Genomic DNA, 12,709 nt, shown 5'->3' with positions numbered 1-12,709 from the left:
CCACAACCCGGCGTGGTCTCCGACACGCCAACCCCCCCCCCCCCGTCCCCCACCCATCCGGGGGCCCTGGGGGGGTGTCCTCCCCACCCACCCGCCCCACCCCGGTTTACACGTACGCCACCAGCTGCACAAGCGACCGACACCTACTTTATGGTCGGCAATGCGACGTCACGTCCATAGACAGCAGCCACGATGGCTTCCAGGAAAACATTGGTCGGGATGCGCTCGCCATTGGTCGAGTACGCGATCGCCACGTCATCCTTCGGGTTGTAGATGACCCGTGAATGAGAGCCGAGCACGTCTCCGCCGTGGCCAAGAAATCGTTCCTCCCCGTACGTGAACTCCGCAAGGCCCATGCCCCAGCCCTTGCCCACGTCCGGCTGCATCTGCTCCACGGTGTCCCTGCGCAGGATCCTGTACTGAAACAGGTTGGTAATCAGTGTGTTCAGATCCTGCGTGGTACTTGCGATATCACCAACGCCGATCACATTGGAGTAGTCGACATCCTTGATCTCTCCCCACTCGTCCTTGAACGCATAGGACTTGAAGACGTTGCTGGGATGAGACTCAAATGACGCGAAGTTTTCGAGGCCCAGCGGCTCTGCAATCTCCTGAGCAACGATCTCGTGATACCCACGTCCATGTACTTTCTCAAGGATCATCCTCAGCAGGAAGTACGCGGAGTTGGAGTACGCGACACGTTCACCTGGCTCGAACGTCGCACCCTGCCTCTTGATCTCCTCCAGGATCTCGCTCTGGCCAAGTGGGTCAAGCACCCAAAGCGAGCCATCTTTTATCGCAAAGTTTCCCAGCCCGCTTGAATGCTCCAGCAGGTTCCTGATGGTGATCTTCTGCGCAGACGGCATATCGGGATAGAAGTCGTACAACCTGTCATCCAGACTCAGACGCCCGTTTTCTATCAGCTTGAACGCCAGGATCGCCGTGACCATCTTGGTCACGGAAGCGATCTGGTATCTACTGTTCTCATCGTGAGCAACACCAGGCAGATTCTGCTGCCCGAAGCGCCTGGCATAGACCTCGCGGCTGCCCTTGAAGATGGACAGGCTGCCAATACCGCCGTTGTTGTCCTCGACATGGTTGATGAAGTCATCGAGCTTTTCTGCATGCACTTCCGCATGCACTGCTTGTGACGATCGCGGTTGCGCCTGCGCCACTAGCGGAAGCGCCAAAGCCGGAACAAGCATCAACAAGGCAGCCAGTCTCTTCATTTCGCTCGCGTCTGTTCAATCATTCAAGGGCGGTGGCGGCACGGCACTGCGATCAGTGCCCGCTGCGTGCCGGTGATGGTGAGGTGTTGCCCGGCTTCGCGTTGTGCTGGTAGCAGTCCCACGGAGCCGGCAGTTCAACGCCCGTCTGCAATGTCCATGATCGCGTCGGCAACCGCTGCCGGGTTCTCGCGGTGGATGTTGTGGCCGGTGACGAAGTAGCGCTGGAAGCCGCGGTCGAAGGTGCTGAACAATGCGGCGTGCTGCGCCTTCCACAGCGCTTTGCCGGCAGCTGTTTCCTCGAAAACGAAGGGTTCGGCGGCGACCTGCGTGGCGGTGAGCAGCGCGACCGGAAGGTCCGGCATGGCGCTGGGCGTGCGTGCGCCAGACGCATCCAGTTGGGTGATCAATGCCCGGTAGTCGGCGGCCATGGGCGGCGGTAGCATGCCCAGCAGGGCGGCATCATCGGCCAGTACGCGTGCTGCATCGGCCTGCTTGAACGCATGTCGCTGGCCCAGCGTGGCCGGGTCGACGAGGACCAGCGCCTGCAGTTGTTGCGGATGGCGGCGTGCGAACTCGGTGGCCAGCAGTCCACCATACGAATGGCCGACCAGCACGACCTTCTGTCCACCGGCGAGGTCACTGATCACGGCGCCGAGGTCAACGAGGTGGGCGTCGATGTCCTTGGGCTTGCCATCGCTGCCCGACTTGCCAAGCCCCGCGCGGGAATAGCTGATGCTGCGGTAGTCGGGGCCGAGCGCAGCGATCACGTCCTTCCAGGTGTCCTTGCCCTGGCCGAAGCCCGACTCGAAGACCACCGTGACCGACCCGGCTCCCGACTGCTCGGCGCTCAGCTTGTAGGCGCCGCGATCCACCATCACTTCGCTGGCCTGGGCCAAGCTGGCGGCAGCCAGCAACGTTGCCAGCAGCCATACCTTCATTTTTCCTGTGCTCATCGGTTCCCCTGGATGCTGATGTTGTTGGCCCTGCCGCGCTCATGGAGCAGGGGTGCGCGCCTGCACCGGTCCATGCCGTCTCTGGCGAGTGGTGTGTTGATACTATAGTTAGGTATAACACCTATCATCCCTGCCAGAAGTCATGCCGGTCCGCACAGGCAGGGGCGGCCTCGCTGGGCGGGGGGTTGGGCGACGCAGGAAGGGGCGTCCCGCGTGCTGGTTCACGTATCCGGATCCATCGGCAGCACATGGACGAAGCGCCCGGTTTTCACCGGGCGCTTCATCATGCAACTCAGGCGAGCAGCAACGCGGCGCTCAGCTTGCCGGCGTCTTGCGTTTCCCGCTCCATGACTTGCTGACGATCATCCAGTTGCCGTCGATCTTCGCCAACGCCAGGTAGTCCGAGCCGTCCCATGTCGGATAGTCGAGCGTGAGCTTGACCACGGCCGCGCTGTCGGTCACATCCAGGATCCGGTATTGGCGATGACGTTGCGCCTCATCCGGCGCTGGCTTGCCGGGAAACCCTTTGGCCCATTCTTCCGTGGTCTCCATCACGACGGCACCGCGATTGGACGAATAGCCGATAACCACGCCGTCCTTCCGCAGTACGCCGCTGAGCAGCTTGGCGTCGCCTGCTTCGAAGCCGCGCAGCAGGGTCTGCATGGCGCGATCAACTTCGGCATGTTCGTTGCTTTGTGCCATCAGCGAGGTGGGGAGCAGAAGCAGTGCTGCGGCGAGAACGGTGGATCGGATTGATGTGTTCATGGGTTTCCTGGGGAGTGTGGGTTGCAGATGTGCGTGGAGTTGGACGGGGTTCTGGCCGCTCAATCCCTCCTGGCCTGGCTGGTTTGCGGGTTGGGAAGCTTGCGCAGCGCATCGACCACGGCTGCAGCCAACGGCGCGGCGGAGGCATAGTTCTGGCCCGTCATCACGCGGCCGTCGACTTCGATGTAAGGCGCGTAGCCGTCCACGGCATGGAACAGTCCACCACGGGCTTGCACGGTCTGCCGGATCAGGAAGGGGAATTCCTTGAAGTAGGCGGCGTCGCGATCCTCGTGTTCTTCCGGGTAGCCGGTGATGCGCTTGCCGGCGAGCAGGCTTTGGCCGCCGGTGAGTTTGAGGTTCACGATTCCGGCCGTGCCATGGCACACGGCCGAGACCACCCCGCCATTGCGTTCGTAGACATGCATGGCGATGTCCTGCAGGACGGGGTTCTCGGCAACCCCGTACATTGCGTTGCTGCCACCGACGTAATAGACGGCGCGGTACAGGCCGGGGTCGATCTGCGCCGGTGTGGCGGTGTTGCGCAGGCCGCGCATGACGCGCTCGTCCTGCAGGCGCGATTCCACTTCCTTGCCCACGTAGGGGTCGAGGATGGGCACGTCGCCGCCGTCGGGGGTGACGAAGTCCACTGCATAGCCGGCTGCCTGGAACGTATCCCAGGCATGGATCACCTCGCCGAAGCTGATGCTGGCCGGGATGCTGGAGCTGCCGTGCACCTTGCTGCTGGCAAGGATGAACAGGATGCGTTGTTGCCCGGCCCGGTTGGTGTCGCCGAGGCCGCTGCTGGCGACAAGGTGATTGCTGCCGGCCTGTTGCGTCGACGGGTCAGTCGAGGACCGCCCCAGGGCGGGCCCGGCACTCGCGGCGGCGTCGGAAATGCCGCTCTGCCATGCGTATAGCAGCAGGATCAGCAGCGGTTTGAGGAGTCGATGTAAGGGCATGGCGCCGGCTCGTTGGGGTGAGTCTGCAGCCTATATCTCTCCTTTTAAATCAATGTCTTGCTACGCGATTCCGGAGTGCTGGAATCAATTTCAGGAGTTTCCGGCAGCGGCGCGGAACGCCCCCGGAGGTAGGCCCTCCAGCTTTTTGAAGGCGGCGTGGAAGGTGGACATCGATTGGAAGCCAGCCTCCTCGGCGACCCGCTCAAGTGGTTTTGGCGGCAGTTGCAGCAGCAGTGATTTCGCTTCGATGACACGCAGTTGTGCCAGGTATTGCTTGAAGGACGTCTGCTTGTTGTCGTTCAACAGCTGCGACAACCGGGTCTGCGGAATGCCGAGCCGGCGAGCGAGGCGAGGCAGGGTCAGCCCCGGATCGAGGTAGAGGCGCTCGCGTGCCATCAGGTCGGCCAGCGCCTGCAGCTGGGGTGCGGCTTCGTCGTCGGAAATCCGCCGGTCCTGGTAGGGCTCGATCGGCGCCTGGCCGGAACGCAGGCGCAGGTAGACCAGCACGCTCGCGGCCAGGAGGAAGGTGAAGGACAGCGCGCCGACGATGTAAGAGGTGTGGCCCGCGGTGAAATAGGCGGCCCAGATCAGCCACACGCCGAGCAGCGTTCCCAGCAGCAACGCGCCGGAAGGTGTGCCCTTGAGCTGGGCGCGGTGCCGGTACAGCAGTCCACTGGCCAACAGCAGGTAGCCCAGCCAGACATATTGGATGGCCGGGGTGATGGTATGCAGCCACAGCTCGGCATGGCCGGTGTAGGGCAGGAAGACGTTTACCCCGATGGCAATGGCCAGCAATGCGGTGAGGTGCCTGCGGTCTGCCAGCCGTGGACCGGGAGTACCGGCCAGGCTCGAACGCAGTAGAAAGAACAGGCACGGCCCGATCATGAAGCAGGCGGTCAAACCCAGTTGCAGGAACACCCGGGGAATGTCCGGCCAGAAGTAATAGGCGACCGATTTACCGGTACGCATCCCTACGACCAGGGTCAGCAGCGCCAGCCAGCGCTGGCTGGGCTCGCCCTTGGCCCGCCACCACAGGAACGATGCGAGGACGGTGCCAATGAAGGCGCCGAGCATCGCAAAGAAGAACAGGAAGTGTTGGCTCAGCATTGGCGAAGTATTGAGAAAACCAATCCTTCGTCAAGTTGCGGAGGTCATGCGCGAGGCAAGGCAACGCCAGCAGCAGCGTGGGCCGGTCTTGCGTCGCAGGCCGCAAGCAGCAGCCTGCGCGGTTGCTCATTCAATCGCCGTCATCGGCTTCTGGATGTCCGCGGCGATCAATGCTGATGGCGCACAGCTGCAGCGCAACGGCTGCGAGCAGCGAGGTCGCCCAGAGCGTTCCGCTGAGGCCAAGCTGGTCCAGCACTTGCCCGCCTCCCCAGGCGCCAAGTGCGATGCCGGTATTGAAGACCCCCACATACAGCGCGCTGTTTACCTCAACGGCGCGTGGCGCTGCCTGCATCATCCAGGTCATCAGCCCGACCGATACCCCGCCGTAGGCCAGGCCCCAGAGCAACAGCAGCGCACCTCCCATGATCGGGGTGTCGCCGATGCGGAGGAACAGGACAGCCGTGGCCAGCAGGCCTGCGGCAATGGCCATTACCGTGGCGGACACGTTGCGAGGCGCGAGGACGCCCACCAGGAAATTGCCGCCGATGCCGGCGATGCCATAGGCAAGCAGCAGCGCACCGATCCATGTGGCGCTCACACCAGATACCAATTCAAGCAGTGGCCGGACAAAGGTAAAAGCCGCGAAGTGGCCGGCGACCAGCAACAGCGTCAGTACCAACCCACGCTGCACCCGTCGATTGCGCAGCTGCTGGGCGAAGTGGCACAGCTGCACCGATGCCGAGACGGGGAGCGAGGGAATCACGGCAAGCTGAAGCAACAGCACCGCCGTGCTCAGCAGCGCCATAGCGACGAATGCCTTGCGCCAACCGAACATCTCCCCAACCCACGCGCTCAACGGAACCCCGAGCACGGAGGCGGCGGCGACGCCGCCGAAGATGATCGAGGTGGCCAATCCAATACGTTGTGCGCAGACCAATCGCATTGCCAGGCCACCGGCGATTGCCCAGATCCCGCCCATGCACAGGCCTACCAGCAATCGCGCAGCCAGCATCCACGGCATGGTCGGTGCCAACGCCGAGGCGGCGTTGGCCGCGGCAAGCAGGGCCAGCAGCGCGCAGAGGATGTAGCGGCGGTTGATGCCGCCTGCGGCAATCACTACCAACGGCGCGAACAGTGCTGCCAGCAGGGCCGGCACGGAGATCAGCAATCCGGCATTGCCGGTGGACGTACCAAGGTCATTGGCGATGGGTGTAAGCAGGCCGACCGGCAGCATCTCGGTGGTCACCACCGAAAAGGTTGCCAGGGCGACGGCCACAACGGCCAACCAAGGATGGGCCGCGGCGGTTGCCGTCGGGGATTGGGTTTGCATGGTCTGTTCCGGAAGGTGAGGTGTTGGCGACATCAACAAACGCAGGTGGACTGCTGCTGGCATGGCCTTAGGCGTCGGCTAACCCAGATCGACAGCAGCAGTACCGCCGCACCAGCACCTACGCTGATGGCGAAGCCTGCCTGGGCACCGGCCAGATCCACGAGTTGCCCGGTTGCTGCGGCGCCGAGCGCTACGCCGATATTCAATCCGGCCAACAACCAGGTCATGCCCTCGGTGAGTTGCTGGTCCGGCACGGCGCGCTCGACCAGCGACATCACCACGATCATCGTCGGCGCGAAAAACATGCCGGCCAGCAGCACGCTTGCCGCAAGCGCTGGCAGGCTGGCCACCAGCAGCAAGGGCAGGGTGGTCAGTGCCGTCGCTGCGCCACCCCATAGCAGCAGGCGATGCAACGGTGCATCGAATTTCAGCGCACCAAAAGCCAATCCCGCCGCGCAGGAACCCAGGGCATAGGCCGACAAGACGATGCTGGCGGCCAAGGGCTGGCCGAGCAGTTCGGCGAAGGCCACGCTGGTGATGTCGATGGTTCCAACGATCATGCCCATTGCGACCATCAGCAGCGCCAGCAGTCGAACCTCCGCTATCGCCATCACCGACCGATTGGGCTGGCCTGCGGCATGCGCGACCAGCTGCGGTTGTGTCGCCCGCTGCATTGCAAGTGCAGCGGTGCCCACGGCCAGCAGCAGCGCGGCCAGCAGCACGCCGGCCTGCGGGAACAGGCCAACGCAAAGGCCAACCGACAGCGGTGGCCCGGCGATGAAACTCATTTCGTCGAACACCGTTTCCAGCGAGTAGGCCGTCTGCAGTTGTGGCTGCCCACGGTAGAGAACCGTCCAACGGGCCCGGACCATCGCTGACATGCTGGGCATGCACCCGGCCAGCGCGGCGCAGGGAAACAGCAGCCAGTCCGGCGCCTGCCAGTAGCTGGCAAGGAGGAGCAGCAGCATGCCGACAACGCTGGCGGCCGAAGCCAACGGCAAAACCGTTGCCTGGCCGTAGCGGTCCACCCAACGCGAGATCTGCGGTGAGGCCAGCGCATAGACCAGCACAAAGGTGGCCGATACCGCGCCGGCCAGTGCGTAACTGCCGCGCAGCTGCGCCAGCAAGGTGATGATGCCGATGCCGGTCATGGGCAATGGCAGCCGGGCCAACAGGCCGGCCAGAGCGAAGCCGGAAGTACCGGGTGCAGCGAAGAGGGCGCGATAAGCGTTGGCCATTGGGGTCTCCGGAGCGCGGCGGCTTGCCAAGGCGTCGGCAGGTCGCAACAATACATACGAGGTGTATGTAAAAGGCTACATACATACGCCATGAATGTAAATAAACATACGAAGCGTATGAAAGGAGATTGCCGTGGTCCGCCGCACACGCGTTGAAATGGAGGCAACCCGCGCCTTGCTATTGGTCACTGCCCGCCGCGTTTTCGCCGAAAGCGGCTATGCGGATGCATCGATGGATGAGCTGACTGCACAGGCTGGGCTAACCCGAGGCGCGCTGTATCACCACTTCGGGGACAAGAAGGGCCTGCTGGCAGCGGTGGTCGAGCAGATCGATGCAGAAACCGATGCGCGGCTGCAGGCCATCAGCACCGCCGCAAGCGATCCCTGGCTGGGCTTCCAGCAGCGCTGCCGGGCCTATCTGGACATGGCGCTTGAACCGGAGATCCAGCGCATCGTCCTGCGCGATGCGCGCTCTGTGCTTGGCGGGGCATCGCTGGATTCACAGCGGCACTGCGTGGACTCGATGCAGCGGCTGATCGAGGATCTGGTTCGCCAGGGCGTGATTGCCGAGGTGGATGCGCAGGCCTTGGCATCGCTGATCTACGGCAGCCTGGCCGAGGCTGCGTTCTGGATAGCGGAAGGGGCTGATGCCGATGTCCGCCTGCGCAAATGCGCGGTTGCACTGGAACTGATGCTGCGCGGATTGACGCAGCGCTAGCGGAATGCCGGCAGTGGCAACACGGGCCGGGCGGGGGGACCTGCACAGGCGTTGGCCCGCAATGCCGACGTGACGCTGGATGAAGCTGGTTCGGTGAGCCGGCCAATGTTCCCGGCTGATCCGGCCCGGTGATTTGCGCCGGCGAGGCTGCTTGACCATAATGCGAACTATTCTCATTTGTGGGGAGGCCTCGTCACAGAGGCGTTCCGTGTGCCGGGCAGGGGTCCGTGGCTGCAATCGAGTTCACCGCACATCGACAGATTGAAACCCTGTATGCCGATCACCACGGCTGGCTGAGCGGCTGGCTTCGGCGTCGGCTGGGCAACAGCGCCGATGCCGCCGATCTCGCGCAGGATGCTTTCGTGCGCCTGCTGACGCGGCCGGTGCCGCTGGCCAGCGCGCCGCAGGCCCGCCAATACCTGCGCACCATGGCCAACGGCATGTGCATCGACCTGTGGCGGCGACGCGAGGTCGAGCAGGCGTGGCTGGACGCGTTGGCGGCGAATCCCGAGGCAGTGGAACCATCCGCCGAGGAGCGCGCCATCGTCATTGAAACCCTGTGCAGGGTCAGCGCGATGCTGGAAAAGTTGCCGGAAAAGGTCGCTTCGGCCTTCCTGCTGTCGCAACTTCATGGCCTGCGTTACCGCGAGATAGCCGAACGCCTGCAGGTGTCCGAGCGCATGGTGAAGAAGTACATGGCGCGGGCGATGCTGCATTGCGTGCTGCTTGAAGCCGGCAACGGTTGCTGAGGCATGCCATCGCCTTCCGCTGCTGCCGATCATGCCGCGCTGGAACAGGCCGCCTTGTGGTACGCCACGCTGCTTGACGCCGAAGACGACGCCGACCAGCAGGCGCGGTGGCGGCAATGGTTGCAGGAACCCCGCCACGCCCGCGCCTGGGCGCAGGTGGAAGCCGTCAGCCGTCAGTTCGCGCCTCTGCGCGGCGAGCATCAGCGTGGGGCAGTCGATGCTGGTTTGAAGGCGGCGCGTCGGGTGAGCAGCAGCCGCCGTCGAGTGTTGTCTGGGCTGGCATCGCTGGCCACGCTGGGCGTCATCGGCTGGCAGTATCCGCGCATCCGCCACGAATGGTCGGCGCGCACCGCCGACTACCGCACCGCTACCGGGGAAATCCGCGACACCGGCCTGGCCGATGGCAGCCATGTCTGGCTTGCCCCCGGCAGTGCGCTGGACGTGGACTACAGCCCAGAGCTGCGTCGCTTGCGGCTGCACGAAGGCGAGATCCATGTGCAGACCGCTGCCGACACACAGCGTGGCTTCGTGGTCGAAACCGCCGCGGCCCGACTGCGTGCGCTGGGCACGCGCTTCAACGTGCGCTTGCAACAGCGGGCGCTGCAGTTGGCCGTGTTTGAAGGCGCGGTGGAAGTGAGGGCGGCGGGTTTGGTCAGCGTGGTCAAGGCCGGGCAACAGCTGCGCGTCGATGCAGCCGGTTTCGGCCCGACACAGCTGGCCGACCCGGGCACCGATGCATGGATACGCGGCATCCTGATGGCCGACCAGATGCCGCTTGCCGAACTGGTTGCCGAACTGTCGCGCTACCGCCCCGGCCATCTGGGCGTCGCACCGGAGATTGCCACTTTGCCGGTGGCCGGCGTATTCCCACTGCGTGACCCGGACGCCGCCCTGGCAATGCTCGAACGCAGCCTGCCGGTGCGCGTAAGCCGCAGTTTGCCGTGGTGGACGACGCTGGAACCGCGGCACTGATACCGGCTGCGGCGGCGTGCTGATGCCGGACCGAGCCGGGGCCGTTTTTTCAGAAAGTGGTTCCCCTTTTTTCGCCCTTGTCCGATCAACAGGGAAAGCATCGCTATTTCCTGTCCCCACGTTCGAGAGAAACCCATGCATCGCCTTCATCACTCCCTGGCGCCGATCCGCCGACAGCTGACGCTGGCGGTCTGCCTTGGCCTTGCCGTCGCCACCCTCGCTCCGCAGCAGGCAAGCGCGCAGCAGGCGTCGACCAAGCTGCAGCAGGCCAGGTCGTACACCATCCCGGCCGGACCACTGACCAGCACGCTGAACCGCTTCGCGGGCGAGGCGGGCATCTTCCTGTCTGCTGCCGGCGAGCTGACTGCCGGCAAGCGCAGCCCTGGCTTGAATGGCAGCTACAGCGTGCCGCAGGCCTTGGATGCGCTGCTGGAAGGCAGCGAACTGGACTGGCGTATCGACGGCGACCGCGTCACCCTGCAGCGGCGTGCAGCCGCGTCTGCTGGCAGCACCGCCGCACCGGCAGCCACCGCTTCGCCGCAGACATCGACGCTGGCGGCACTGCAGGTCAACGGCACCTATCTGGCCCGCAACAGCACCGCCACCGGCTTGAACCTGGACCTGCGCGAAACCCCGCAGTCTGTCAGCGTGATCACTTCGGCGATGATGGAAGACCGCAGGATCGAGAACCTGGCCGATATCGTCGAGCACACCACCGGCCTGTCGATCAGCCGCTACGAAAGCAACCGCGGCAGCATGTTCTCGCGTGGTTCCAAGATCGAGAGCTACCTGATCGATGGCGTACCCACCACCATCGACGAGCAGTGGAGTGCCGGCGAAATCCTCAGCAATACCGCCATCTACGACCGCGCCGAAGTGCTGCGTGGCTCGGACGGCCTGATGGTCGGTACTGGCAGCCCCTCGGCGGTCATCAACCTGATCCGCAAGAAGGCCGACAGCCGCGAATTCACCGGCAGTGCCGCCATTGAATACGGCCGCTGGGACAAGCGTGGCGTGACTGTCGACCTTGGCGGGGCGCTGTCGCCCAGTGGCTCCACCCGCATGCGCGTGGCCGCCGACTACGACGAAGGCGACAGCCACATCGATCGCCTGCGCAACCGCAACCATGTGGTGTACGCCACGCTCGAACAGGATATCGGCGACAACACCCTGATCGCGGCGGGCATCAGCCAGCAGGACAACCATACCGACAGCCCGAGCTGGGGCGGCGCCCCGGCCTGGGCGCTGGGCGCCGACGACAAGGTCGAGCGCATCCGTGGCCTGCACCGCGGCCTCAACACCTCGCCGGACTGGTCGTACTGGGACAGCAGCTACCGCAACTGGTTCATCGACGCCGAGCACCGCTTCAACGCCGACTGGAAGGCCAGCGTGCGGGTCAGCCGTGGCCAGCGTGAGTCCGAGTCCCGGCTGGCGCTGTTCTATCCGTACCCGATCGACCCGAGCAACGGCAAATCGGTGATGGCGATGGAGCTGATGCCGGGCTTCGTCTACAAGTTCCCGGTGCCGGGTTATGCCGGTGTCTACTGGGTGGACAGCGACAAGGATGCCGCCAGTGCGCGCGTCGATGGCGGCTTCGATCTGTTCGGTCGTCATCACGAAGTGCTGGTGGGCTACGACCACTGGAAGGAGCGGGTAGTGGCCGACGGTGCGCCGGGTACCGTCACCATCGCCACCACGCCGAATGTCTACGACTACAACGGCAGCGCGCCGTTGCCGAGCTTCATCGCCCGCCAGAACTACAACAAGCGCGAGGTCACCCAGAACGCGGTGTACGCGGTGGGCCGCTTCTCGCTGGCCGATCCGCTGAAGCTGATCCTCGGCGCGCGCATGGTCGACTACGAAGTGGTCGACCTGAAGACGCCGGCCAACAGCTATTCGCTGGACAACGAAGTGGTGCCCTACGCCGGCCTGGTGTACGACATCAATCGCCAGATTTCCGCGTATGCGAGCTACACCAGCGTCTTCCAGCCGCAGAACTACCGTGATGCCGGCAATCGCCTGCTGTCGCCGATCGAAGGCAATACCTACGAAGTCGGTTTGAAGAGTGCTTTCCTGGACGGTCGCCTCAGCGCCACGCTGGCGCTATACCGCATGCAGCAGGAAAACGTCGCCACGTATGCCGGGCAGGTGCCGGAAGATCCGTCCAACCCGGGCGGTCCGATGCGTTCCAGCTACACCGGCATCGATGGCACGGTCAGCAAGGGCTTTGAAGCCGAAGTGGTGGGCGAGATCCTGGAGGGCTGGCAGCTCAGCGCCGGCTACAGCCGCTTCAAGGCCGAACAGGCCAATGGCAGCGACGTGAACACGGTGATCCCGCGCAAGCAGTTCAACCTGTTCACCAGCTACCAGTTGCAGGGCGCATTGCAGGGGCTGACCGTGGGCGGTGGCGTGCGCTGGCAGAGCCGCACGTTCGCCTGGCAACCGGCAGCGCAGGCGCTGGGCATTCCGGCATTGGAACAGTCTTCCTATGCCGTGGTGGACTTGATGGCGCGCTATCAGTTCACCCCGCAGTGGTCGGCACAGCTCAACATCGGCAATGCATTGAACAAGTCCTACTTCGCACCGACCGATGACGGCATGCAGTTGTTCTGGCAGGCGCCGCGCAACGCCACCATCAACGTCCGCTATACGTTCTGACCGTGCGCCGCCATCCGGCAGAGGTGCCGGA

Annotated in this window: 11 protein-coding genes; 4 read left to right on the top strand and 7 right to left on the bottom strand. The window is 64.2% G+C overall.

Annotated features, from left to right (window positions below; translation table 11 throughout):
* Positions 1-143 precede the first annotated feature (143 nt).
* From AC1VWL_RS13850 to AC1VWL_RS13820, 7 genes are all read right to left on the bottom strand, one after another.
* Entirely contained in the window at positions 144-1,229 is a 1,086-nt protein-coding gene (locus tag AC1VWL_RS13850) for a serine hydrolase domain-containing protein (RefSeq protein ID WP_482987077.1), read from the bottom strand.
* 134 nt (positions 1,230-1,363) lie between these two features.
* Complete coding sequence (locus AC1VWL_RS13845; protein ID WP_482987076.1) at positions 1,364-2,182, bottom strand: alpha/beta fold hydrolase; 819 nt, start codon at positions 2,180-2,182, stop codon at positions 1,364-1,366.
* A gap of 315 nt (positions 2,183-2,497) precedes the next feature.
* The gene (locus AC1VWL_RS13840) at positions 2,498-2,947 is read right to left on the bottom strand and encodes a nuclear transport factor 2 family protein (protein WP_482987075.1); all 450 of its coding nucleotides are present in this window, start codon (positions 2,945-2,947) and stop codon (positions 2,498-2,500) included.
* A gap of 59 nt (positions 2,948-3,006) precedes the next feature.
* Positions 3,007-3,906: a type 1 glutamine amidotransferase domain-containing protein gene (locus AC1VWL_RS13835; protein ID WP_482987074.1), complete on the bottom strand. Its 900-nt coding sequence runs from the start codon at positions 3,904-3,906 to the stop codon at positions 3,007-3,009.
* A 90-nt stretch (positions 3,907-3,996) separates the two neighbouring features.
* Positions 3,997-5,013, bottom strand: a complete 1,017-nt coding sequence (locus tag AC1VWL_RS13830; protein ID WP_482987073.1) for an AraC family transcriptional regulator — start codon at positions 5,011-5,013, stop codon at positions 3,997-3,999.
* A gap of 130 nt (positions 5,014-5,143) precedes the next feature.
* A complete protein-coding gene (locus AC1VWL_RS13825; protein WP_482987072.1) occupies positions 5,144-6,343 on the bottom strand; it encodes an MFS transporter in 1,200 nt (399 codons plus the stop codon).
* Positions 6,344-6,375: 32 nt separating this feature from the next.
* The gene (locus tag AC1VWL_RS13820; protein WP_482987071.1) at positions 6,376-7,581 is read right to left on the bottom strand and encodes an MFS transporter; all 1,206 of its coding nucleotides are present in this window, start codon (positions 7,579-7,581) and stop codon (positions 6,376-6,378) included.
* Positions 7,582-7,714: 133 nt separating this feature from the next.
* Here AC1VWL_RS13820 and AC1VWL_RS13815 point away from each other — a divergent pair, with 133 nt between their 5' ends.
* The 4 genes from AC1VWL_RS13815 to AC1VWL_RS13800 all read left to right on the top strand — a co-directional run bounded on the left by AC1VWL_RS13815 (position 7,715) and on the right by AC1VWL_RS13800 (position 12,678).
* A complete protein-coding gene (locus tag AC1VWL_RS13815; RefSeq protein WP_482987070.1) occupies positions 7,715-8,299 on the top strand; it encodes a TetR/AcrR family transcriptional regulator in 585 nt (194 codons plus the stop codon).
* Positions 8,300-8,526: 227 nt separating this feature from the next.
* On the top strand, positions 8,527-9,048 hold the full coding sequence (locus AC1VWL_RS13810) for a sigma-70 family RNA polymerase sigma factor (protein WP_482987069.1): 522 nt from the start codon (positions 8,527-8,529) through the stop codon (positions 9,046-9,048).
* A gap of 3 nt (positions 9,049-9,051) precedes the next feature.
* The gene (locus tag AC1VWL_RS13805) at positions 9,052-10,020 is read left to right on the top strand and encodes a FecR domain-containing protein (RefSeq protein ID WP_482987068.1); all 969 of its coding nucleotides are present in this window, start codon (positions 9,052-9,054) and stop codon (positions 10,018-10,020) included.
* Positions 10,021-10,155: 135 nt separating this feature from the next.
* Positions 10,156-12,678, top strand: coding sequence for a TonB-dependent siderophore receptor (locus AC1VWL_RS13800; protein ID WP_482987067.1), 2,523 nt, complete (start codon positions 10,156-10,158; stop codon positions 12,676-12,678).
* Positions 12,679-12,709 lie beyond the last annotated feature (31 nt).

This window comes from Stenotrophomonas sp. STEN063, assembly GCF_056854515.1.
This window is presented reverse-complemented; position numbering and strand designations above follow the sequence as displayed.